The following is a 22,732-nucleotide window of genomic DNA, read 5'->3' as shown; positions in this document are numbered from 1 at the left end:
CTTACTCCTGTTTCGTCACTTCAACAACCGCGTCGGGGACATGTCCTGCGCGGAACTTTTACCGGTCAGCGGTCCTGGCGGTAGTGGGCCAGCTTGTCCTCGTCGATGTCGATGCCCAGACCGGGACGCTGACGGACGAACACGGTGCCGTCGACGATTTCCAGCGGCTCGGTCAGCAGGTCGTCGCTCATGTCCAAGAAGTTGGACAGCTCGCCCGCTCGTCGGGAGGTGCTCGAATAGGCCGTGCCGAAGGTGACGGTGCACAGGGTGCCGATCTGGCCGTCGACCTGGTTGCCCATGACGACCTCGGCCCCCATCCCCTCGCTTTGGAACAGGATGCGCTGCGAGGTGGTGAAACCACTCCGGGCGGTTTTGATGCTGATCGCATGTGCCGATCCGCCCAGCAACTCCCGGGTGACCTCGCCCGGGGTCGTGGCACTCTCGTCGGCCACGACGGGGATCCGGCTCTGCCCGGTCAACCAGCGCCTGCTCAGCACGTCATCGGCCGGGCACAGCTCCTCGGCCAGGGTCAGATCCAGATCCTCCATCGCGCGCAACGCCCGGGCGGCTTCCGAGGCAGTCCAGCCCCGGTTGCCGTCGACGTAGAGCTCGACGTCGTCGCCGAGCCCCTCCCGCAATGCGCGGCAGGCCTCGACGTCGAGGCTGAACGGTCGGCGCCCCACCTTGACCTTGAACGTCGTGATCCCGTACTCGGCCCGCATCCGCTCGGCCTCGGCCACCATCTTCTCCGGTGCGGCGAACCCGACCATGTGCGCCACCGCCATCCGGTCGGTGTAGCCGCCCAGCAGTTCCGTCACCGGCAGCCCCACCGATTTGCCGATCACGTCCCACACCGCCATGTCGATGGCGGACTTGGCCGCCGGGTTGGCCACGGTCCGTTCCAGCCGGTCCCGGATCCCCTCCCGGTCCGTCACCGGCAGGCCCACGATCTCCGGCGCGAACACCTGCTCGATCACGGCGACGATGGAAGCCTGGGTCTCGCCGTAGGTGAACGGCCGCGGTGGAGCCTCGGCCACACCGACCAGGCCCTCGTCGGTGTGCACCCGCACCAGCACGTGATCGGCGGTGTGCACCTCTCCACTGGCAAATCGCAGCGGCTTCGTATAGGGAATGGCGAACGGGATCGCCTCAACTCTGGTGATCTTCACGGACATCCTCGACGGCATCAGCGGTGACGAAAAGATTGTTGTTGTCCAACGTGGACAGCAGGTTCCGCAGCAGCGGGGAGGGGTCGTTCTCCCGCCAGGCCAGCGCCAGCTCGACACTCTCGGCACCGTGGACCGTTTTGAACACGACGCCGTTCAGCGCGATGGCCCGCACCGAATCCGGTACGAGGGCGACTCCGAGTCCGGCCGCCACCAGAGCCAGCAGGATGGAGGTTTCAGCCCCCTCGTGCTCCCGGTGCGGGTAGAAGCCGGCGGCCAGACAGCTCCGCACCACCGCATCGTTGACCACCGACCGCGATGCGGCCGAGTACATGATGAAGTGCTCGATCCTCAGGTCTCCCACGTTGACGGTGGGCTCGTCCGCCAGCCAGTGGTTCTCCGGCAGCGCCAGCACCAGCGGTTCGCGGGCGATGCCGCGCTGGGCGATCCCGTCCTCGCGGATGGGCGGTCGCAGGATCCCGACGTCGATGGTGGAACCGATCAGAGCGAGCTCCTGAGCCGGAGTGAGCATCTCCGAGTGGATCTCGAGAGCGACGCCGGGCATGTCCCGCTTCACGACCTGGGCGATCTCCGGCAGGTAGCGGTACGAGGCCAGCCCGGTCAAGCCGAGACGCAGCACACCATGGGATCCCTCGGCGATGCGCTTCACCCGGCGTGCGGAGTCGTCCACGGACTGCAGGATGCGCAGTGCATCGTCGTAGAAGGCCTCCCCGGCACCGGTGAGCTGGACCCGGCGCGTGGTCCGGGTGAACAACTCGGCTCCGAGGTCGGCCTCGAGCTGCCGGATGGCCTGCGACAGCGGGGGCTGTGCCATGTGCAGTCGCTCCGCCGCCTTGCCGAAGTGGCGTGTCTCGGCAACGGCGACGAAATAGCGAAGATGCCTGAGCTCCACGGACGCCTCCCTACGAAACCGGCCCCACAAGCTGCCCTGCCGAGTACGGCACCACGCCGCACACCTGTCGGGCTTGCGCGTGATTGCCGAAGAACGGCGGCTCGAACGGTGGCGCGGCCGGCTCGCCTGTGCTGCCGGACACAGCAGTGTGTCCGGCCGAGCGTAAGCCACACCATTGAGTGTCAACAAATACTCAGTGCCATCCGATTCAGAGTCAATGCCTCTTAGTGGATGTCTAGGTCAACACTAGGCAAATACCTGACGTGACGGCGGACACGTCGGTGCCAGGGTGTTGCGACAACGTTGCGAGCGGGTTGCGCACTGCTCGACACCGAGTGACTCGGCGGGACCCGCACCGGCGATTTGGAGGCATCGATGATCGAGACGTTGAACAATGCCCGCAGCATCCTCGACAACGCGGTGGAGGAGGATCACGAGAAAGGTGTCCGCCGGATCCGCCGCAATGTCTTCACCGACGAGGAGCTGTTCGAGCTCGAGATGAAATACATCTTCGAGGGCAACTGGATCTATCTCGCCCACGAGAGTCAGATCCCCGACGTCGGTGACTACTTCACCACTTACATGGGTCGCCAGCCGATCGTCATCACGCGGGACAAGAAGGGCGAGCTCAACGCGCTCATCAACGCCTGCAGCCACCGCGGCGCCATGATCTGCCGCCGCCGCACGGACAACCGCACCACGCTGACCTGCCCGTTCCACGGCTGGACGTTCAGCAACGACGGCAGGCTGCTCAAGGTCAAGGACCCGCGCGAGGCCGGCTACCCGGAGCAGTTCAAGACCGACGGCTCGCACGACCTCACCAAGGTCGCACGCTTCGACAGCTACCGGGGCTTTTTGTTCGGCAGCCTCAACCCGGACGTCAAGCCGCTGCTCGAGCACCTCGGCGACACCACCAAGGTCATCGACATGCTCGTCGACCAGTCCCCCGAGGGTCTGGAAGTGCTGCGCGGTTCCTCCAGCTACACCTACGACGGCAACTGGAAGCTGCAGGCCGAGAACGGCGCCGACGGCTACCACGTCTCCGCCACGCACTGGAACTACGCCGCCACCACGGCACGTCGCGACACCGGCGAGTCGAAGAACGAGACCAAGACGCTCGACGCGGGCAGCTGGGGCAAGTCCGGCGGTGGCTACTGGTCCTTCGACAACGGGCACCTGTGCCTGTGGACCTGGGCGGGAAACCCGCAGGACCGCCCGCTGTGGGACAAGATGGACGAGCTCAAAAGCGAGCACGGCGAGGCCAAGGGCGAGTTCATGGTCAAGGGATCCCGCAACCTGTGCCTGTACCCGAACGTGTACCTGATGGACCAGTTCAGCACCCAGATCCGGCACTTCCGCCCGATCGCACCGGACAAGACCGAGGTCACCATCTACTGCATCGCCCCGAAGGGCGAGAGCGCCGAGGCCCGTGCGTGGCGGATCCGGCAGTACGAGGACTTCTTCAACGCCTCCGGTATGGCCACCCCGGACGACCTCGAGGAGTTCCGCTCCTGCCAGAAGACCTACCTGGCCACGGCGGCTCCGTTCAACGACATGACCCGCGGCATGACCCATGAGCTCTCCGGCCCGGACGAGGTGGCCCAGTCGCTGGGCATGACCGGTGTCCTGTCGGCAGGCAAGAAGAACGAGGACGAGGGCCTGTACCCCGTTCAGCACGGCTACTGGAAGCAGGCCATGCGCGAGGCCGTGGAAGCCGAGGAGAAGAAGTCCGCCGAGAGCAGCCGGTAAGGCTTTTCAGCAGCAGAAGAAGGGCGAGCACCATGACCGCAGTGGCCGATACCGCGACCGTGACCGTGGAGGACGTGCGGCAGTTCCTCTACCGCGAGGCGCGCTTTCTCGACGACCGCGAGTTCGAGACCTGGCTGGAGTGCTACCACCCGGACGTCGAGTTCTGGATGCCGGCCTGGGACGACAACGGCGAACTCACCACGGACCCCCAGAGCGAGATCTCGCTGATCTACTACCCGAACAAGGGCGGGCTGGAGGACCGGGTGTTTCGCATCCGGACCGACCGCTCGGCGGCCACGAGCATGCCCGAGCCCCGCACCGGGCACAACATCACCAACGTGGAGATCACCGAGCAGCGCGGCGACGTGGTCGACGTCCGGTTCAACTGGTTCACGCTGTACTACCGCTACCACCACACCGACACGTACTTCGGGACGTCGTTCTACACCATCGACTTCTCGGGTGAGAGTCCGCTGATCACCCGCAAGAAGGTCGTGCTGACGAACGACTACATCCATCACGTGGTGGACATCTACCACATCTGATTCTCCTGCTCTTTTTCTCTTTTCCTCTATCCCTCTTTCGTTGGCGAATCGAGCTTTTCCATGACTCATCAGGTTGCCTTGAGCTTCGAGGACGGTGTTACCCGGTTCATCACCTGCGCTCCGCACGAGACCGTGGCCGATGCGTCCTACAAGGCGCGAATCAACATTCCCCTCGACTGCCGGGACGGTGCCTGCGGCACCTGCAAGTCCTTCTGCGAGTCCGGTGACTACGACGGTGGCGACTACATCGAGGACGCGCTCACCGATTCCGAGGCCGAGCAGGGGTACGCGCTGCCGTGTCAGATGACGCCGCACAGCGACCTCGTGCTGCAGATTCCGAGCACCTCAGCAGCGGCCAAGACGCAGGCGGCCACCCACTCGGCCACGATGACCGAGATCCGGCGCTTCTCCGAGACCACGGTCGGTTTCAGGCTGGAGCTCGACGACCGCGACGCGCTGGCCTTCCTGCCCGGCCAGTACGTCAACGTCTCCGTTCCCGGCACCGAGGCCACGCGGTCCTACTCGTTCTCCAGCGGTCCCGAGGACAAGACCGTGTCCTTCCTGGTGCGCATCACCGAGGGCGGTCTCATGTCCGAGTATCTGCGCGACCGCGCGGAGGTGGGTGACAAGCTCGAACTCACCGGCCCGCTGGGCAGTTTCTTCCTGCGCGAGCCGAAACGCCGGATGCTGATGCTGGCAGGCGGCACCGGCCTGGCACCGCTGCTGTCGATGCTGGAGAAGCTGGCAGGCACCGAGCTCGAACACCCGATACACCTGGTTTACGGGGTTTCCCGGGATGCCGACCTGGTGGAGCTGGACAAGCTGCGGCACTACGCCGAGGTCATCGACGGATTCACCTTCGACTACTGCATGTCCGACGAGGCCGGCAGTGCCCCCAAGAAGGGCTACGTCACCGACCACCTCGAGCAGGAGCACCTCAACGGCGGCGACGTCGACGTGTACCTGTGCGGGCCTCCGGCCATGGTCGAGGCGGTCCGGGCCTACCTGAGCGCCGAGGGGATCGCCCCGGCGAACTTCTTCTTCGAGAAGTTCAACGTGGCCGCCGTGCAGGAGGCGGACGCGGAAGCGAGCGTGCCCGCATGACCGGCACGATCTCTCCCGAGCGCTTTCGCGACAAGGTGGTGGTGGTCACCGGCTCGGCCCAGGGCATCGGCATGACCGTGGCCCGGCGGCTGGCCGCCGAAGCGGCCTCGGTCGTGCTGGTGGACCGCTCCGAACTGGTCCACGAGGTGTCCGAGGAGATCCGGGACGGCGGTGGTCGGGCGCACGGGGTGACCGCCGACCTGGAGCAGTTCGCCGGTGCCGAGGCCGCGATGGACGAGGCCCGGCAGCAGTACGGTCGCATCGACGTGCTGATCAACAACGTCGGTGGCGCGATCCGGATGCGGCCCTACGAGCACTTCACCGCCGAGCAGATCCAGGCGGAAGTGCAGCGCTCCCTGTTCCCCACGCTGTGGACCTGCCGGGCCGTGCTGCCGCACCTGATCGAGCAGCGCTCCGGGACGATCGTCAACGTCTCCTCGGTGGCCACCCGGGGAATCAACCGGATCCCCTACTCGGCGTCGAAGGGCGGAGTCAGAGCGCTCACCGCCTCGCTGGCCTGGGAAGTCGCCGAGCACGGCATCCGGGTGGTGGCCACCGCACCGGGTGGGACCGAAGCACCTCCCCGACGGATCGCGCGCGGCCCCGGCACCGAGAGCGAGCAGGAGAAGCGGTGGGCCCAACAGGTCGTCGACCAGACCACGGAATCGTCCCTGCTGAAGCGTTACGGCAGCCTGGACGAGCAAGCGGCTGCGATCGCGTTCCTGGCCTCCGACGAGGCCTCCTACATCACCGGGACGGTACTGCCCGTCGCCGGTGGTGATCTCGGGTAGGAGAGCGTTCCACACCTGACGCGGTGCCCGGTGCCCGGCCGATTGCCGGGACTACTGTCGACGCTGTGACGGACTCCGAAGGACTGCATGGCATGGTCGGCCGTCAACGAGAACTCTCCGAGCTGGAGCACCTGCTCACCACTGCTCGCGGGGGGCGGTCGACCATGGTCCTGGTGGAAGGCCCCGCGGGAATCGGCAAGACGACACTGCTGGAGCAGTTCCTCGCGCACCAGGGCGGCGTTCGGGTTTTCCGATCCAGCGGCGTTTCCTGGGAATCCTCCCTGCCTTTCGGTGTCGTGGAGCAGCTGAAGCGCGGCACCGGGGAGTTCGCCGCGTCGGCCCGGCCGTGCGAGGGGGAACAGGATCCGGTCGACGCGGGCTGTCACCTGCTCGATTCCTGGTCCCGGATCCAGGAGCAAGAACCGGTGGTGATCGTCGTCGACGATGCTCACCAGGCGGACGTCGAATCTCTGCGAGCACTGTCGTCGGCCTTCCGACGGATGGCCCGCGAGAAGGTGCTGATCATTCTGGCCACCCGGGAGGACCGACAGGACAACTCCCCGGCGGAGGTCCACGAGTTCCTCTCCGGCCACCGTGGTCCCACCGTGCGGGTGGCACCCCTGACCCCCGCGGAAGTGCAGGACCTGGCCATCCGGTGGGCCGGGGTGGACCTGTCCTCCTCGACCGCGCAGCGCCTGTCGGACCACACCCGCGGCAACCCCCTCCACGTCAGGCAGTTGCTGAACGAGGCCCCCTCCGAGGTCTGGCTGGAATGGCAACCGATGCTGCCGGCACCTCGGCAGCTGGCAGCCACCGTCGTGCGCGCCATGCATGCCTGCGGCCCGTCGGCACGTGCCCTGGTCGAATCCGCCGCCGTTCTGGGGCAGACCATCTCCTTCACCGAAGCCACGGCACTGGCGGAACTCGAAGAACCCGTCCTCGCGCTGGACGAGGCCAGCAAGGCGAGCCTGCTGACCGTCGGCGTCGGTCGCGGCTTGACCACACTCACTTTCCCGTCCCCTCTCGTACAGGCCGCCGTCTACGCCGACCTGCAGCCGTTGCGACGTCAGGAGTTGCACCGGAAAGCAGCGGAGATCACCGAGAACGAGGGCACACGACTGATGCATCGGGTGGCAGCCGCCCCGTTCGCGGACGCGGGTCTGGCCGATGAGCTCGACGAGTTCGCCTCCCGGCAAGCCGCCCTGGGAGCGTGGTCGGCCGTCGGCGACGCACTGATCAGCGCGATCCGCCTCAGCCCCGCCCAGGCGGACCGCGAGCGCCGCTTGGTCCGAGCCGTCGATGCCCTGGTCGGTGCGGGTGAGTTGCCCAAGGCCATCGCATTCTCCCCGGCCATCGAAAGCTTTCCGGCCGGCGCTCCCCGCGATGCCGTGCTCGGCTACCTCGCCATCCTGCTCGGCCGTCCGGACGAAGCGGAGCTGCTCCTGGCACGCGCCTGGCAGCAATGTGACCCGAACCGGGAACCGGACACGGCCGCCCTGATCTGTCAACGCCGGGTGCTGCACTCGTTGAGTCGCCTGCATGGAGCCGACTTGGTCACATGGGCCCGCCGGGCCGTGGAGCTGGCGGTGGATCCTCAGAACCCGTCGGCCATCGAATCGGAAGCCATCATAGGGCTCGGCCTGGCCGCGACCGGACGGATCCGGGAAGCCAAATCCGCCTATCGGGAAGTCTCGGCGAAAGTCGGCGCCGGAGCCCAGTTGCAACGGGTGCAGATGGGCAAGGGCTGGCTGGATCTGGCCCTCGACGACCCGCAAACCGCCCGAAGGGAACTGGAAGGCGCCTCCCCCACCAGGTACCGCAGGGGGTCCGCGCGGATCTCGCTGTGGGCGCAGGCCTGGCTGGCCCGGGCGGAGTTCGTCCTCGGTGCCTGGGACGATGCCATGCACACCGTCGACCGCGCCGTGACGCAACTGGAGCACACGGGGTTGGAGCTGGTGCGTCCCCTGGTGCACTGGACCGGAGCCCAGACCCATGCCCTGCGCGGAAACTGGGAAGCCGCGCACGAGCACCTGCAGCGGGCCTCGGTGGCAGCACACACCTACGAGATCATGCTGGTGCCCGCCTGCCTGGCGCGAGCCCAGTACGCCGAAGCCCGTGCCGACTACGAGACCGTCATCCGCTCCCTGGAACCCCTCCTCCAGATACAGCCACGGCAGGGAATCGACGAACCCGGCCTCTGGCCCTGGCAGGACGTCTACGCCAACGCGCTCGTCATGACCAACCGGGCAGCGGAGGCCGACGCCTTCTTGACCCCGTACGAGGCCCTGGCTGCCGAGCGGGGGCATCGTTCCACCCTGGCGCGCCTGGGCTACGTACGCGGGCGCATCGCGGGGACGGAAGGCGATATCGAGGCGGCGAAGGGCCACTTCGGCAACGCTCTTGCCCAGCTCACCGACTTGCCACTGCCCTACGACCGGGCGCGGGTGAATTTCGCCTACGGGCAGACCTTGCGCCGAGCGGGCAAGCGACGGGAAGCCGATGTCGTCCTGCGCAACGCCAGAGACGCCTACGCGACCCTGGGCGCCCGAGCCTATGTCGAACGCTGTGACCGCGAACTGAAGGCGAGCGGCCTCAAGGCCCAACGCTCGGGTGCCGATCTCACGCAGCTCACCGCCCAGGAACAGGCCGTGGCCGAGCTCGTGGCCGCGGGCATGAGCAACAAGCAGGCCGCCGTGGAACTGTTCGTGTCGGTGAAGACGGTGCAGTTCCACCTCACACGGATCTACGCCAAGCTGGGCATCGGCTCGCGCGGCGAGCTCGCCGCGCGCTTCCGCACCGAGCCCGGCGACGACAGGGCATAGCACCGTCCTTCCCGAATGCGCCGCGGAGCCGAGCCCGAGCACCGCCGGACGGAGCTCGCCGCCAGACCATTGAGAAATAACTCCATTGACATATTCAATGGTTGGTGTTTCCCTGTGATTCGCACCATGGAAACCGTGCCGAAGCTTCACGGCCACGGCGGTCGTGCGCGGCAGGCTCCACCAGTCCGGCGGATCACGGTGCGACCTGCTCCGGACACGAGGAGAGGACGAGCATGAGTTCGGTCTCGCTGCAACGGACGATCTTCGACGACGAACACGACATATTCCGCCAGAGCACACGCGCCTTCGCCGAGCAGGAAGTCGCTCCGTACCTGGAGAAGTGGGCCGAGCAGGGGCACGTCGACCGCGACATCTACCGCCGTGCCGGTGAGCTGGGGCTGCTCGGCATCAGCGCCGAGGAGAAGTACAACGGCGGCGGGGTCGACGACTTCCGGTTCCACGCCGTGCTCATCGAGGAACTCGGCCGGGTCGGCGCCACCGCGGTGGCGATGAACCTCAGCGGCTTCAACGATCTCGTCGCGCCCTATCTGACTTCCCTGGCCGACGACGAACAGAAGCAGCGCCGGCTGGCACCGCTGTGCTCCGGGGAACTCATCGGCGCCCTGGCGATGACCGAGCCCGAGGCAGGCAGCGACCTCGCCGCCATCACCACCACGGCGATCCCCGACGGCGACGACCTCGTGCTCAACGGCGCCAAGACCTTCATCAGCAACGGCATGATCGCCGATGTCTTCCTGGTCGTGGCACGTACCGACCCCTCCGCCGGGCGGCAGGGCATGAGCATCGTCCTCGTCGACGCCGACACCCCCGGGTTCACCCGCAGCGGCCCGCTGCGCAAGGTCGGTCTGTCCGCACAGGACACCGCCGAACTCGCCTTCGACAACGCCCGCGTGCCCCGAGCCAACATCCTCGGCGAGGAGAACAGGGGCTTCGAGTACCTGCGGGGAAACCTGCCGCAGGAACGGCTCAGCGTGGCGGTCACCGCGATGGCGGCCCTGCGGCGCACCTTCGAGCAGGGACTGAGCCACAGCTGCCAGCGCACGGCTTTCGGCAGGCGAATCGCCGACTTCCAGGCCAACCGCTTCTACCTCGCCGAACTGGCCACCGAGATCGAGATCGCCCAGACCTTCGTCGACCGCTGCATTCTCGACGCCTCCGCCGGAAAGCTCGACGAGGTCACCGCGGCGATGGCCAAGTGGTGGGTGACCGAACTGCAGCAGAAGGTCGTCGGACGCTGCCTGCAACTGCACGGAGGCTACGGCTTCATGGCCGAGTACGACGTCGCACAGGACTACCTCGATTGTCGCGGCGGCACCCTGTACGCGGGCACCACCGAGATCATGAAGGAAATCATCGGCCGCAAGCTCACCAAACAATAGTCCGCATTTTCCGCAAGGAGACGCAACCATGCGCAATGAAGGTGTGGGCTCCTGGCCCTACCGCCGGCTCCGGCTGAATCCCGACAAGACCGCGATCACCTTCCGCGGGGAAAACCGGAGCTACGCCCAGCTCGACGACCGGGTGACGCGCCTGGCCCATGCCCTGCGCGACCTCGGTGTCGGTAAGGGTGACCGCGTGGCCCTGTTGAGCAGGAACCATCCCTCCTATCTCGAGGCACTGTTCGCCTCGGGCCTGCTGGGAGCGATCTTCGTCCCGCTCAACGCACGTCTGACGGCTCCCGAGGTCGCGTTCTCCCTGCAGGACGCGGGTGTCTCGGTGTTCCTCCACTCCGCCGAGCTGACCGAGGTCGGCATCGCAGCCGCCGAGCAGGCCGGAACGCCACAGCGGGTCGTCGTCGACGGCACGCCCGACACCGACGCCGTCGGTTACGAGGAGATCATCGCCGGTGCCGACACGGCGCGCATCGACGAGCCGGTCTCCCATGACGATCCGTGCTTCATCATGTACACCTCCGGCACCACCGGACGCCCCAAGGGTGTGGTGCTCACCCACGGCAACATCGTGTTCTCCGCGATGAACGCGATCGTCGACCTCGACCTGCTCAGCGACGAGGTGTCGCTGGTCTGCGCGCCGCTGTTCCACACCGCGGCCCTGGATTTCGTCGCGCTGCCCACCCTGCTCAAGGGCGGCACCGTGTGCGTCGAGGAGGGTTTCGACGCCGAGCGGGTGCTGAGCGTCGTCGAACGCGAGGGCATCACCTACATGTTCGGCGCGCCGACGATGTGCGATTCCCTCAGCAGCCACCCGAACTGGGAGGCCACGGACCTGTCGTCGATCCGCCGGATGATCGTCGCCGCCGCACCGGTCCCGCCGCGCACCCTGCGCACCTACGCCGACCGCGGGATCAAGCTGTGCCAGGCCTACGGCCTGACCGAAACCGGTCCGGGCGCGCTCATCCTCACCCCCGGCAACGTCGAGCACAAGCTGGGCACCGCCGGTGTTCCGCACTTCTTCACCGACGTCCGTCTGGCCGATTCGGAAGGCGAACCGGTGGATCCCGGGCAGCGCGGTGAGATCCAGATCTGCGGTCCCAACGTCATGCGCGACTACTGGAACCGCCCGGACGCCACCGCCGATGCTTCCGCAGATGAGGGCTGGTTCCGCTCCGGAGATGTCGGGGTCGCCGACGCGGACGGCTTCGTGACCGTCGTCGACCGGATGAAGGACATGATCATCTCCGGTGGCGAGAACATCTACCCCGCCGAGGTGGAGGCCGCGCTGATGGACCTGCCCGGCGTGGCAAGCTGCGCGGTCTTCGGCGTTCCCGACGAGAAGTGGGGTGAGGTCGGTCGCGCCGCCGTCACCCTCGAAAGCGGCACCCATCTGTCCGAACAGGACATGGTTGATTTCCTCACCGAACGCCTCGCCAAGTACAAGATCCCCAAAACGTTCCTCGTTCTCGACGAGATCCCGCGCAACGCCAGCGGCAAGATCCGCAAGCACGAACTCCGCGAACACTACGCCGGATAACTCCTCGACCGCAGGCTCCAAACACCTTCGATCCCCGGGACTTTCTTCATCCGGGACTCGCTGTCGCACCCGATCCTGCCCGAAAACCGCCCACCACCGACCGGGAGTATCCATGACGGTCACCGATGTCGCCGCCGCCATGCCGGCTGCGCAACGCAGAAAAGAAATCCGAAGAGTCGTACTGTCGAGTTACCTCGGCAGCACGATCGAGTTCTACGATTTCCTCCTCTACGCCACCGCCGCCTCGCTGGTCTTCGGTCCGGTCTTCTTTGCCGGACTCGATCCGCTGGCGGCCACGGTGGCCTCCTACGGGACCTTCGCCGCCGGCTACCTCGCCCGCCCACTCGGTGGCGCGCTCTTCGGGCACTTCGGTGACCGCCTCGGACGCAAGCGGATGCTGCTCATCTCCATGAGCATCATGGGACTGGCTTCCTTCTGCATCGGCCTCATCCCACCGCCCGCTCTCATCGGGTCCTGGGCAGCGATCCTTCTGGTCCTGCTCCGGATCGGGCAGGGCGTGGCCCTCGGTGGCGAGTGGGGCGGTGCCGCGCTGATGGCCCTGGAACACTCGGAGAAGAAGCGGCGCGGGTTCGCCGCCTCGTTCACCAACGCCGGAGCCCCCACCGGCGCGGTGCTGGGTACCGTGATGATGGGCATTTTCTCATCCCTGCCCCGCGACCAGTTCCTGAACTGGGGTTGGCGCGTGCCTTTCCTGCTGTCCGGAGTGTTGCTGGTCGTCGGTTTGTTCGTTCGCGCCCGTGTCTCGGAGAGTCCGATCTTCCGGGCGGCGACGGCCGAACCCACCGGGAAGAAACCCACCGTGCCGGTCCTGCAGGTGCTGCGCCGGCCGAAGAACTTGCTGTTGACCACGTTCGGATGCAGCGCGAGCTTCGCGATGCAGATTTTGTTCGCGACCTTCGCGATCACCTACGGAGCGGCCCAGGGATCCGAGGAGTCGGTCCTTCTGTTCTGCTTCAGCCTGGCTTCCTTCAGCCAGATCTTCACGGTCATCGGCCTGGGGCGCCTGTCCGACACCCTCGGCCGACGCCCCGTCATGGTCGCCGGTCTCGTCCTCTTCACAGCCCTGCTGTACCCGATCCTGCACTGGGTGGCTTCGGGAAACGTGGTGCTCATCTTCTTGGCCTTTTTCTTGGGTCTGAACTGCCACGCCATGACCTACGGTCCGATGGCGGCGTTCATCTCCGAGCAGTTCGGCACCACGGCCCGCTACACCGGCGCCTCTCTGGGATACCAGCTCGCCACCCTCATCGGTGCCGGACTGACCCCGATACTGCTCACCTCGCTGTATGCCGCCTCCGGCAAGAACATCCTGTCCGTTTTCGGGATCCTCGCCGCAGTGAGCTCGGCCAGCATGGTGGCCATCCTGCTCACCCGCGAAAGCAAGGACAACGAGCTCACCCAGGAAAAGTTCTGACAGGTCTCTCCGCGTCTCGAGCAGTGATGGCGTCTCGTCGAGGTCATCGACCCGGGGCCGCTTCGGCGCCCCGGGGGTCGACCGTCACTGCGCACCGCTCGCCGACTCGGTACCGGAGCCCGCCGGCACCTCCTCCGGGATCGCAATGCGTCGCAGCATGGAGCGCAACTGCTCCAGGTGCTGCTGCGGCACCCCGTCGAAGTGGCCGCTTTGCGCCCGATCCACCCGCTGCTGGGCCTCCTCGCGAATCCGGTGCCCCTTCTCGGTGGCGATGATCAGCTTGTTGCGGCGGTCGGTCGGGTCGGGGGCTCGGGTGACGAGACCGCTGCTTTCCAGATCGTCGACCAGGGCCACGACTTGGCTGGGATCCAACCCCATCAGGGCGGCCAGACGTCGCTGGGTCACCCCGGCGCTGTCCTCGCCGGCGAAGGCCAGCACCGAGTAGGAGCGCACCCGCAATCCCAGCGGCGCCAGCGACGCGCTGGCCGAGCGGGCCACCACGCCACTGGCCCGGGACAGCAGGAAGCCGAGGTCCTCGGCCAACGGATGGTTCGTACTCATCAACAGTCCTCTCGTTCGTACCGCGCACAATACACCATTCATCAATCATTGACATTCTCAATAGTAGTTGTTTTCATCTAAATTAGGCAATCGGCCTCGAACATCAGGAGTCGCCATGGATCTCACCGGCAAGGTCGCCATCGTCACCGGCAGCGGCCAGGGACTCGGTCTGGCCTACGCCCGGGAACTCGCCCGGCGTGGTGCCGCGGTCGTGGTCAACGACATCAACGCCGACACCGCCAACGCCGCCGTCGCCGCGATCACCGCCGAAGGCGGCAAGGCGCATGCCGTCACCGGCGCCGTGGGCAGCACGGAGGTCGCCCAGGCACTGGTCGACGGTGCCGTCGAGACCTTCGGACGGTTGGACATCCTGGTCACCAACGCCGGCATGCTGCGCGACAAGGTCGTGTGGAAGATGACCGACGAGGACTTCGACCAGGTGCTGAACGTGCACATGCGCGGCACGTTCACCTGCGTGCGCGCCGCGGCGATCAGGATGCGCGAACAGGGCGAGGGCGGCCGCATCATCTGCATCGGCTCCCCGGCCGGCCAGCGCGGCAACTTCGGCCAGACCAACTACTCCGGCGCCAAGGCGGGCATCCTCGGCATGGTCCGCACCTGGGCCATGGAACTGCAGCGGGCGAACATCACCGTCAACGCGGTCGTGCCGGTGGCGGCCACCGCGATGACCGAAACGGTGCCGTTCCTCAAGCCCTACGTCGAAGCCATGCACAACGGTGAACAGCTGCCGTCCTTCGCCCGCCGCGAGCTCGGTTTCGGCGGCCCCGAAGACGCCGCAGGCATCGTGGCCTTCCTCGCAGGTGACGCCGCCGCCGAGGTCACCGGCCAAGCCGTCGGCGTCGGCGGCGACCGCCTGGCGCTGTGGTCGCACCCGGACATGACCACCACCGCCTACCACGACGGCGGCTGGGACGCCGAGGCGATCGAGCAGGAATGGCCGACCACTTTCGCCGATCACCTCGAATCCGTCGGCGAGAAACTCCCCGAGGAGGCATCCGCGCAATGAGCCGCTACGAATACGGCCTCGACTCCGAGGCCATCACCGCGCTGGACGTGCACACCCACGTCGAAATCGACGGCTGCGGCCACAAATCGCTCGACGACGAGTTGATCACGGCCTCGGAGAAGTACTTCAAGTCCGGCCAGGAGCGCACCCCGAGCCTGGAGACCATGGCCGAGCACTACCGCGAGCGCAACATGGCCGCGATCGTGTTCACCGTCGACGCCTCCTCCGCCACCGGTCACCCGGTCAACTCCGTCGAGGAGATCGCCGAAGGCGCCGCCCGCCACAACGACGTGCTCATCCCCTTCGGCTCCGTCGACCCCTGGCAGGGCAAAACGGCCATCAAGCGCGTGCGCACACTCGTCGACGACTACGGGATCAAAGGGTTCAAGTTCCACCCCAGCCTGCAGGGATTCGAACCCAACAACCGCGACTTCTACCCCCTGTACGAAACGCTGGCCGAATGCGGGGTGCCCGCCCTGTTCCACACCGGGCAGACCGGCATCGGCGCCGGACTGCCCGGCGGGCACGGCATCAAGCTGCGCTACTCCGACCCGATGCTGCTCGACGACGTCGCCGCCGACTTCCCCGAGCTGACCATCATCATGGCTCACCCGTCGGTGCCCTGGCAGGACGCAGCAATCTCCAGCGCCTCCCACAAACCCAACGTCCACATCGACCTGTCGGGCTGGTCGCCGAAGTACTTCCCGCCGCAACTGGTGCAGGCCGCCAACTCGTTCCTGCGGCACAAAGTGCTGTTCGGCTCGGACTTCCCCGTCATCCAACCCGACCGCTGGATGCGCGACTTCGACAAGCTCGACATCAAAGACGAGGTCCGCCCGCTGATCTTCAAGGACAACGCACTCCGGGTGCTGGGCCTCGGCGACTGACCCAGCACGTCACGCGAGAGCTCCTCACCCCACAGGTCAACTCCCACAGGAGGAACCGTGTCCACCGACACTGCCACGAACACGACCACACTGGACACCCTGGCCGAACTCCGAGCATTCGAGGGCAAGTCACTCGGAGCCAGCTCGTGGTTCGCCATCGGACAGGACCGCATCAACACCTTCGCCGACGCCACCGACGATCACCAGTGGATCCACACCGATCCCGAACGTGCCCAGGCCGAAAGCCCCTTCGGTGGCCCCATCGCCCACGGCTACCTCACCCTGTCACTGATCATCCCCATGTGGGAGGAAGTGCTCACCGTGAACAGCGTGACCACGAAGGTCAACTACGGGCTCAACAAGGTCCGCTTCGTCAACCCCGTCCCCGCAGACGGCCGAGTGCGCCTGAACGCCACCCTCGCACAGCACGAGGAACTGCCCAAAGGCGGTGTTCAGGTCACCGTCGACGCCACCATCGAACTCGAAGGCAGCGAGCGGCCCGCCTGCATCGCCGAAGCCGTCTACCGCATGTTCGAGTGAATGAGAGTGGCTGGGGCCGTTGTGCGTAGCGGCGCCGGTAGCGAAACCTCCGGCACCCTCCGGAGGAACTGCTCACCATCGGCGACATCGCTCTGCCGGGATCGGTCCCTGCCACTCTCCAGAATGACCGGGCACGTCCGGCGCTCACAGTTGCGACAGGGAACGCAGGTCACCCTGCGCGTCGGCGGCCATGGCCCTGAGCTCGCGCACGAAGCCGGGGATGCGCTGCTTGTCGAACCTCGCCGAGGGCGCGGAAATGGATACCGCCCCCAGCGCCTCCCCCGAGGCACCGTAGACGCAAGCACCGACCGCCGACACGCCCGCTTCGGTTCCCTCGATGTTGAGGCTGTAGCCGCGCGTGCGCACCGCTTCCAGCTCCCGCAGCAGCTCCGCCCACGCCTGCTCGGACAGGTGCGGATCGCCGGTTCCGGTCTCGCCGGGCTCTTTCGGGCCGGCAGCCGAGGAAGCGTACAGCCGCTCGAGCTGTTCGGGTTCCAGCTCCGCGAGCAAGGCCTTACCACCTGAGGTCAGATGCGCGGGCAGAATCGTGCCCTGCCGGTCCCCGACGTGCAGGACCTGCGTGGATTCCACGCTGGCCAAAAAGCGTGCCTGCACACCGACCCGAACGATGAGGTTGACCGTCTCCTGCACCCGCTCACACAGCGCGTCCAGGTGCGGACCGAGGCAGCGGCGGAGCTGCTGCAGCGGGCGCCCGACCACCTGGCTGGCGGTCAACGCGGGGCCGGGAACGTAGGTGCGGCGATCGTCCTGCATCGCGAAATCCCGGTAGACCAGCATCGACAGCAGGCGATGCGCGGTCGAGCGGGCGATGTCCAGTTCCTCGGCGGCTTCACTGACCCGCAGACTCCCGTGATCGCGAAGCATCTGCAGCAGCAGCAACGCGTTGTCCACGGACGCCAGCGCATACGGCGGCTTGTTCTTCATACCAGAAGACTATTCTCTTCTCGTGAACGAGCAGCTCCGCGAGCGCTACGGAGCGCCGTACGTGGTGGTCCACCGCAGCGCCGCAACCACCATGTCGGAACCACTTCTCTAGGGTGGGGCGTAGGGCCTCGCGCCGAGGCCGGACGGTCTCGGCGCATCCGGGCGAAAAACGCCCGAGCCCACGCCGACCGGTCCGTACGTGGCCGGACAGTCGATCGAGGAGGTGCAGCGCGGTGTGGTTGCCAATGCACATCCAGACGGTGGGAATCACGGAGCCGGAACACACGCCTCTTTTGCTGTTGCGGGAGACTTCCGGCCAGCGGTACTTGGCACTGGGTATCGGGGAAGCCGAGGCAATGGCCATCACGCTGGCTCGCACCCAGCAGCGCCCTGCCCGGCCGATGACCCATGACCTGCTCGCCGATGTCATCCAAGCTCTGGGCACGCACGTGGACGAAGTCCGCATCACCGAGCTGCACGAGGGAACCTTCTACGCCGAGCTGGTGTTTCCCGAGGGCCGGACCGTGTCGGCCCGCCCCAGCGATGCGGTCGCCCTTGCGGTGCGCACCGGGACCCCGATCGTCGCCGACGACACCCTGCTGGCCGAGCAGGGTATCGCCGCCGACGACATCACCGATGAGACCGCTGCCGAGGACGAGCCCTCGGAGGATCAGATCACCCAGTTCCGGACATTCCTGGATCGGATCTCCCCGGAGGACTTCGGCAACGCTTCCTCCTGATCCCGGTCCGGCCGGCACCACAGCAAGAGTGCCGGTCCGTCCGTAGCCGGGCGGTGCCGGAAGCCGAGCGTGCGAGCCCGGGTCCCGGCAGCGCCCCACGGCACGGCGAAAACGCCGTGAGTGGGATCAGGCGTGTTCGAGCTCGGCGTTGTAGCGGCCGTCACGGGCAGCCGCGTTCAGCTTCCCCCGGTGGGCCAGTGTCTCCTGGGCACGGCCGAGGTTCTCGCTCTTGCCCGCCCACTCGTGCAGCGTCGGCGCCAGCAGGCCCCGCCCGAACGAGAAGGTGACCTGCCAGGGCAGCGGCCTGAGCTGGTTGATCGCGTTCAAGTTCGTCGTGGCCATCTCGTCGCTCTGCCCGCCCGAGAGGAAGGCGATGCCCGGTACCGCGGCGGGCACGGTGCGCCGCAGCGTGCGCACGGTGGCCTCGGCCACTTCCTCGGAGCTGGGCTGAGGCTGGTGGTCCTTGCCCGCCACCACCATGTTCGGTTTGAGAACCATCGCCTCCAGCTCGACGTTCTGCTTGGCCAGTTCGTCGAAGACCGCGAGCAGCGTGCGCGTGGTCGCTTCCTCGGCGGCCTGCAGCGAGTGGTCGCCGTCCATGAGCACCTCGGGCTCGACGATCGGCACCAGTCCCGCCTCCTGCGACAGCGCCGCATACCGGCCCAGAGCGTGGGCGTTGGCGTGGATGGCGTAGTCACTCGGACGGCCGTCGCCGATGTCGAGCACGGCCCGCCACTTCGTGAACTTCATGCCGAGCTCGACGTATTCGGCGAGACGGTCGCGCAGCCCGTCCAGCCCCTCGGTGACCTTCTCACCGTCGCTGCCCGCGAGCGGCTTGGCTCCCTTGTCCACCTTGATGCCGGGGATGACCCCGTTGTCCGCCGCGATCCGGCGCAGCGGAGTTCCCTCGTCCGAAGACTGACGGATCGTCTCGTCGTACAGGATCACACCGCTGATCGAGTTGCCGAGCTTCGGCGTGGACACGATCAGCTCGCGGTACTGCCGCCGCACCTCTTCGGTGGAGTCCAGCCCCTCGGCGTGCAGGCGCTTTTCCATCGTGCCGGTGCTCTCGTCAGCCGCGAGGATGCCCTTACCCTCGGCAACCATCTGCTGTGCGATCAGCCGCATATCGTCGCTGAACACGGTATTTCCTCCTTCGGACAAGCGATCTTGTCGTTGCCGACCTGCGACGGCTGGGCGAGCCGAACGTCGGCCTCGGTGCAAGCCTGTCAGGAAACGGTTGCGCCCCTCGACCCACCCTACGAGCATCCACCCTGCGTGACCGCCCCGATTCGCACGGTACTGCTCGCGGCGGTGGCCGCCTGCCGAGAAACCGCACGCCTCGCCGGTCACCGAGAGCGTGCCGACATGGTCTCGCACTTCACCGCGGACAGCGACCGCCCGAGACGCCGGCGAACCGGCGTCCCGGGCGCAGTCTCCGGCTCGCCTATCCCGCTCTGCGGTGGACGTCCTCCTTCGCCGACGGCCCCGGCGGGGTATCGGCGATCCAGGGGCCTTCGATGGACGGGTCGAGCACGCCTTCTTCCAGCCAGGTGTGCCTGCCCTCCAGGGCCGTCCGGGCCAGGGATCGATCCACCGTGTCGGTGTTCGTCCACAGGCGGCGGAAAAGCTCCTCGGTCCGGAGCCTGGACTGGGCGCAGAAGGTCCCTGCCAGCTCGTAGGCCGAGCGCCCCTGCTCCGGATCCTGCTTGCGCAGCATCTCCGCACGCACGCAGCTCGCGCTCATCGCGAACAGTTCCGCACCGATGTCGACGATCCGAGCCAGAAACCGCTGCTTGAGCTCCATCTTGCCCTGCCAGCGCGACATGGCGTAGAACGTCTGCCGCGCCAGCCTGCGGCTGGCGCGCTCCACGTAGCGCAGATGACCGGCCAGCGGGCCGAACTCGGCGTAGGAGTTCGGCAGCTGTCCCTTGCCCGTCGCCAGCGTCGGCAGCCAGCCCGCGTAGAACTTGGCCGCCCGCGCCGCGGCCTTGGCCTTGCGGCCGAGTCCGGCGTCCGGGTCGATGATGTCGCCGGCCACCGACAGGTGGGCGTCCACGGCCTCCCGTGCGATCAGCAGGTGCATGATCTCCGTGGATCCCTCGAAGATCCGGTTGATCCGCATGTCGCGCAGGACCTGCTCGGCCGGGACCCCGCGCTCACCCCTGGCCGCCAGCGACTCGGCGGACTCGAAGCCGCGGCCACCGCGGATCTGCACCAGTTCGTCGGCGATCGACCACCCCATCTCCGAGCCGTACAGCTTGGCCAGGGCGGCCTCGATGCGGATGTCGTGCCGTTGTTCGTCGGCCATCTCACTGGACAGCTCCGACACCGACTCCAGCGCGAACGCCGTGGCCGTCATGAAAGCGATCTTGCCCGAGACCGTCTCGTGCTCGCCGATCGGCCGGCCCCACTGCACCCGCGCCGCCGACCATTCGCGGGCGATCTTCGCGCACCACTTGGCCGTACCCGCACACATCGCGGGCAGCGAGAGCCTGCCGGTGTTCAACGTGGTCAGCGCGATCTTCAGACCGGCCCCTTCGGCACCGATGCGGTTCTTCGCCGGAACACGCACCCGGTGGAACCGGGTCACGCCGTTTTCGATACCACGCAACCCCATGAACGCGTTGCGGTTTTCCACCGTGATCCCGGGGCTGTCGGCCTCGACCACGAAGGCGGTGACCCCGCCCCGGCGACCTTCCGCGGACGGCACCCTGGCCATGACCACCATCAGGTCGGCGATCACGCCGTTGGTGGTCCACAACTTCACCCCGTCCAGCAGGTAGTCACCGTCCTCGGTCGGGGTGGCGGTGGCGGCCAGTCGCGCGGGATCACTGCCCACGTCCGGTTCGGTCAGCAGGAAGGCGCTGATGTCGGTGCGCGCGCAGCGCGGCAGGAACTCCTCGCGCTGCTGGGCGGTGCCGAACAGCTTCACCGGCTGCGGCACCCCGATCGACTGGTGCGCCGACAGCAGCGCGCCCAGTGACGGATGCGCCGAGCCCGCGATCGCCAGCGCCCTGTTGTAGTACACCTGGGACAGGCCGAGCCCGCCGTGGTCGGTGCCGATCTTCATGCCGAGCGCGCCGAGTTCCTTGAGCCCGGCGAGGACCTCATCCGGGATGACCCCGTTGCGCTCGATGTCGGTACCGTCGACCTTCTCCTCGCAGAACTGGCGCAGCCGGGCGAGGAACTCCTCGTCGCGCTCGCGATGCTGCTGGTCCCCTTCCGGATAGGGGTGGATGAGATCGAGCCGGAACCGGCCGAGGAAGATCTCCTTGCTGAAGCTGGGTTTGTCCCATCGGGTTTCGCGGGCTTGCTCTGCGACCTGCCTGGCCTCGCGCTCATCGACGGAGCGCTGCTGCGGCTGAGCCGTGCGATTCGGATCCACTGCGGTCATCGCTGACCTCCTGTAATCCTGGGGTCACCTCACGCTACTACTGGTTGGTAACCTGCGCGACCGCGCTGCTCGCGCCCACCTCCGGGAACGCACGGATTCCCCGCCGTTCGAGTGACAGCCCGTTGCGGTGCCAGCACGGAGCCTGCCCGGGACATTCACCCGACCGGAGGTCGGTGCGGGACGGGCTTCGTCGACGGGCCCGGCGACAGGAGCCCGGCAGCAGAAGTGCCGGAGTCAGTGGCGCGGTTGCCTACGGGCGAAATCCGCGGCGATCTCGTCGAAGGTCACCCAGCGAACGCCCTCGTGGGCGTTGATGTGCTCGATGAGCCGCTCGTGCATGAGCAGTGTCTGGGGCCGGCCGGACACGTCGGGATGGATGGTCATGGTGAACACGGCGTAGTCGTGCTCGCGGTAAATCCAGTCGAACTGGTCCCGCCAGAGCTGTTCGATGTCGCGCGGATTGACGAAGCCGTGGCTGTTGGGGCTGGCCTTGACGAACATCATCGGCGGCAGGTCGTCCAGGTACCAGTTCGCCGGGATCTCGACGAGGTCGGTTTCCTCACCGCGAACCAGCGGCTGCATCCACTCCCGGGCGGGCCGCTCGTAGTCGATCTTCGTCCAGCTGTCCCCGGTACGCACGTAGTAGGGCAGGCAGTCGTGGTGCATCAGCGAGTGGTCGTAGCGAATGCCGCGGTCCAGCAGCAGCTCGTTGGTGATCGGGCTGAACTCCCACCAGGGCGCCACATAGCCGGTGGGGCGCCTGCCGGACCGCTGCTCGATCAGCTCGACGCAGCGGTCCAGCACCTCGATTTCCTGCTCACGGCTCATCGCGATCGGGTTCTCGTGGCTGTAGCCGTGCACGCCGATCTCGTGGCCGGCCGCGACGCAGGCGTCGAACTGCTCGGGGAAGGTCTCCACCGAGTGCCCCGGCCAGAAGAAGCTCTGGGTGATCCCGTGGCGACGGAACAGCTCGACCAGGCGAGGTACCCCGACCTCGCCCGCGAACATCCCCCGGGAGATGTCGTCCGGGGAATCCTGCCCGCCGTAGGAGCCCAGCCAACCGCCGACGGCGTCGACGTCCACTCCGTAGGAGACGAGGATGTCCTTGCTCATGGTTCCTCCTGCTCGTCGACGGTTCACCGTGCCGATTCCGTGCGG

18 protein-coding genes and 1 pseudogene are annotated in these 22,732 nt (G+C 67.0%); 12 read left to right on the top strand and 7 right to left on the bottom strand.

Annotated features, from left to right (window positions below; translation table 11 throughout):
- Positions 1–65 precede the first annotated feature (65 nt).
- Both DFQ14_RS04680 and DFQ14_RS04675 read right to left on the bottom strand, forming a co-directional pair.
- Positions 66–1,169 (bottom strand): mandelate racemase/muconate lactonizing enzyme family protein, encoded by a 1,104-nt coding sequence (locus DFQ14_RS04680; protein WP_114451814.1) that lies wholly within the window; start codon positions 1,167–1,169, stop codon positions 66–68.
- Positions 1,150–2,079, bottom strand: a complete 930-nt coding sequence (locus tag DFQ14_RS04675) for a LysR substrate-binding domain-containing protein (protein ID WP_114451813.1) — start codon at positions 2,077–2,079, stop codon at positions 1,150–1,152. The genes DFQ14_RS04680 and DFQ14_RS04675 overlap by 20 nt, the downstream gene beginning before the upstream one ends.
- Positions 2,080–2,454: 375 nt before the next feature.
- On the opposite strand from DFQ14_RS04675, the gene benA reads away from it, so the two are divergent.
- The 8 genes and pseudogenes from benA (at position 2,455) to DFQ14_RS04635 (ending at position 13,477) form a co-directional block, all read left to right on the top strand.
- Positions 2,455–3,828, top strand: a complete 1,374-nt coding sequence (gene benA, locus DFQ14_RS04670; RefSeq protein ID WP_114451812.1) for a benzoate 1,2-dioxygenase large subunit — start codon at positions 2,455–2,457, stop codon at positions 3,826–3,828.
- Positions 3,829–3,860: 32 nt separating this feature from the next.
- A complete protein-coding gene (gene benB, locus DFQ14_RS04665) occupies positions 3,861–4,373 on the top strand; it encodes a benzoate 1,2-dioxygenase small subunit (RefSeq protein WP_114451811.1) in 513 nt (170 codons plus the stop codon).
- A gap of 60 nt (positions 4,374–4,433) precedes the next feature.
- Positions 4,434–5,471, top strand: a pseudogene (gene benC, locus DFQ14_RS04660) (benzoate 1,2-dioxygenase electron transfer component BenC); the annotation flags it as partial.
- Between the two features lie 2 nt (positions 5,472–5,473).
- A complete protein-coding gene (locus DFQ14_RS04655) occupies positions 5,474–6,268 on the top strand; it encodes a 1,6-dihydroxycyclohexa-2,4-diene-1-carboxylate dehydrogenase (protein ID WP_114451809.1) in 795 nt (264 codons plus the stop codon).
- Positions 6,269–6,360: 92 nt separating this feature from the next.
- Positions 6,361–9,090 (top strand): helix-turn-helix transcriptional regulator, encoded by a 2,730-nt coding sequence (locus tag DFQ14_RS04650; protein ID WP_114452121.1) that lies wholly within the window; start codon positions 6,361–6,363, stop codon positions 9,088–9,090.
- A gap of 233 nt (positions 9,091–9,323) precedes the next feature.
- Positions 9,324–10,490, top strand: coding sequence for an acyl-CoA dehydrogenase family protein (locus tag DFQ14_RS04645; protein ID WP_114451808.1), 1,167 nt, complete (start codon positions 9,324–9,326; stop codon positions 10,488–10,490).
- A gap of 28 nt (positions 10,491–10,518) precedes the next feature.
- Positions 10,519–12,042: an acyl-CoA synthetase gene (locus DFQ14_RS04640; RefSeq protein WP_114451807.1), complete on the top strand. Its 1,524-nt coding sequence runs from the start codon at positions 10,519–10,521 to the stop codon at positions 12,040–12,042.
- Between the two features lie 112 nt (positions 12,043–12,154).
- Positions 12,155–13,477, top strand: a complete 1,323-nt coding sequence (locus DFQ14_RS04635) for an MFS transporter (protein ID WP_114451806.1) — start codon at positions 12,155–12,157, stop codon at positions 13,475–13,477.
- 84 nt (positions 13,478–13,561) lie between these two features.
- On the opposite strand, the gene DFQ14_RS04630 is transcribed toward DFQ14_RS04635, so the two are convergent.
- On the bottom strand, positions 13,562–14,038 hold the full coding sequence (locus DFQ14_RS04630) for a MarR family winged helix-turn-helix transcriptional regulator (protein ID WP_114451805.1): 477 nt from the start codon (positions 14,036–14,038) through the stop codon (positions 13,562–13,564).
- 115 nt (positions 14,039–14,153) lie between these two features.
- Between DFQ14_RS04630 and DFQ14_RS04625 the strand changes: the two genes are divergently transcribed.
- Genes DFQ14_RS04625 through DFQ14_RS04615 form a run of 3 tightly spaced genes read left to right on the top strand, consistent with a single transcriptional unit; the run spans position 14,154 to position 16,492 of the window.
- Entirely contained in the window at positions 14,154–15,065 is a 912-nt protein-coding gene (locus DFQ14_RS04625) for an SDR family NAD(P)-dependent oxidoreductase (protein ID WP_114451804.1), read from the top strand.
- Positions 15,062–15,952 carry a 4-hydroxyphenyl-beta-ketoacyl-CoA hydrolase gene (gene couO / locus DFQ14_RS04620; RefSeq protein WP_114451803.1) on the top strand — a complete coding sequence of 297 codons (891 nt, stop codon included), beginning with the start codon at positions 15,062–15,064 and terminating at the stop codon, positions 15,950–15,952. Before DFQ14_RS04625 ends, couO begins: the two co-directional genes overlap by 4 nt.
- A gap of 57 nt (positions 15,953–16,009) precedes the next feature.
- Positions 16,010–16,492 (top strand): MaoC family dehydratase, encoded by a 483-nt coding sequence (locus DFQ14_RS04615; RefSeq protein WP_114451802.1) that lies wholly within the window; start codon positions 16,010–16,012, stop codon positions 16,490–16,492.
- Between the two features lie 144 nt (positions 16,493–16,636).
- Here DFQ14_RS04615 and DFQ14_RS04610 read toward each other — a convergent pair whose 3' ends face one another.
- The gene (locus tag DFQ14_RS04610) at positions 16,637–17,437 is read right to left on the bottom strand and encodes an IclR family transcriptional regulator (RefSeq protein ID WP_114451801.1); all 801 of its coding nucleotides are present in this window, start codon (positions 17,435–17,437) and stop codon (positions 16,637–16,639) included.
- Positions 17,438–17,682: 245 nt separating this feature from the next.
- Here DFQ14_RS04610 and DFQ14_RS04605 point away from each other — a divergent pair, with 245 nt between their 5' ends.
- On the top strand, positions 17,683–18,177 hold the full coding sequence (locus DFQ14_RS04605; RefSeq protein ID WP_114451800.1) for a bifunctional nuclease family protein: 495 nt from the start codon (positions 17,683–17,685) through the stop codon (positions 18,175–18,177).
- A 126-nt stretch (positions 18,178–18,303) separates the two neighbouring features.
- On the opposite strand, the gene DFQ14_RS04600 is transcribed toward DFQ14_RS04605, so the two are convergent.
- The 3 genes from DFQ14_RS04600 to DFQ14_RS04590 all read right to left on the bottom strand — a co-directional run bounded on the left by DFQ14_RS04600 (position 18,304) and on the right by DFQ14_RS04590 (position 22,687).
- A complete protein-coding gene (locus DFQ14_RS04600; protein ID WP_114451799.1) occupies positions 18,304–19,320 on the bottom strand; it encodes a class I fructose-bisphosphate aldolase in 1,017 nt (338 codons plus the stop codon).
- A gap of 304 nt (positions 19,321–19,624) precedes the next feature.
- Positions 19,625–21,574 (bottom strand): acyl-CoA dehydrogenase family protein, encoded by a 1,950-nt coding sequence (locus tag DFQ14_RS04595; RefSeq protein WP_114451798.1) that lies wholly within the window; start codon positions 21,572–21,574, stop codon positions 19,625–19,627.
- Between the two features lie 234 nt (positions 21,575–21,808).
- Complete coding sequence (locus DFQ14_RS04590; RefSeq protein ID WP_114451797.1) at positions 21,809–22,687, bottom strand: polysaccharide deacetylase family protein; 879 nt, start codon at positions 22,685–22,687, stop codon at positions 21,809–21,811.
- Positions 22,688–22,732 lie beyond the last annotated feature (45 nt).

It is taken from the genome of Halopolyspora algeriensis (assembly GCF_003337235.1).
GTDB classification, from domain to species: domain Bacteria; phylum Actinomycetota; class Actinomycetes; order Mycobacteriales; family Pseudonocardiaceae; genus Haloactinomyces; species Haloactinomyces algeriensis.
Note: the sequence above shows the minus strand (reverse complement) of the source record. Positions and strands in the feature narration are given on the sequence as shown.

Excerpts from the sequence above, each read along its gene's own strand:
- DFQ14_RS04610 (WP_114451801.1), bottom strand. The coding sequence starts at position 17,437 with ATGAAGAACAAGCCGCCGTATGCGCTGGCGTCCGTGGACAACGCGTTG.
- DFQ14_RS04625 (WP_114451804.1), top strand. The coding sequence starts at position 14,154 with ATGGATCTCACCGGCAAGGTCGCCATCGTCACCGGCAGCGGCCAGGGA.
- DFQ14_RS04630 (WP_114451805.1), bottom strand. The coding sequence starts at position 14,038 with ATGAGTACGAACCATCCGTTGGCCGAGGACCTCGGCTTCCTGCTGTCC.
- DFQ14_RS04590 (WP_114451797.1), bottom strand. The coding sequence starts at position 22,687 with ATGAGCAAGGACATCCTCGTCTCCTACGGAGTGGACGTCGACGCCGTC.
- DFQ14_RS04650 (WP_114452121.1), top strand. The coding sequence starts at position 6,361 with ATGGTCGGCCGTCAACGAGAACTCTCCGAGCTGGAGCACCTGCTCACC.
- DFQ14_RS04595 (WP_114451798.1), bottom strand. The coding sequence starts at position 21,574 with ATGACCGCAGTGGATCCGAATCGCACGGCTCAGCCGCAGCAGCGCTCC.
- couO (WP_114451803.1), top strand. The coding sequence starts at position 15,062 with ATGAGCCGCTACGAATACGGCCTCGACTCCGAGGCCATCACCGCGCTG.
- DFQ14_RS04640 (WP_114451807.1), top strand. The coding sequence starts at position 10,519 with ATGCGCAATGAAGGTGTGGGCTCCTGGCCCTACCGCCGGCTCCGGCTG.
- DFQ14_RS04635 (WP_114451806.1), top strand. The coding sequence starts at position 12,155 with ATGACGGTCACCGATGTCGCCGCCGCCATGCCGGCTGCGCAACGCAGA.
- DFQ14_RS04655 (WP_114451809.1), top strand. The coding sequence starts at position 5,474 with ATGACCGGCACGATCTCTCCCGAGCGCTTTCGCGACAAGGTGGTGGTG.
- DFQ14_RS04605 (WP_114451800.1), top strand. The coding sequence starts at position 17,683 with ATGCACATCCAGACGGTGGGAATCACGGAGCCGGAACACACGCCTCTT.
- benA (WP_114451812.1), top strand. The coding sequence starts at position 2,455 with ATGATCGAGACGTTGAACAATGCCCGCAGCATCCTCGACAACGCGGTG.
- benB (WP_114451811.1), top strand. The coding sequence starts at position 3,861 with ATGACCGCAGTGGCCGATACCGCGACCGTGACCGTGGAGGACGTGCGG.
- DFQ14_RS04645 (WP_114451808.1), top strand. The coding sequence starts at position 9,324 with ATGAGTTCGGTCTCGCTGCAACGGACGATCTTCGACGACGAACACGAC.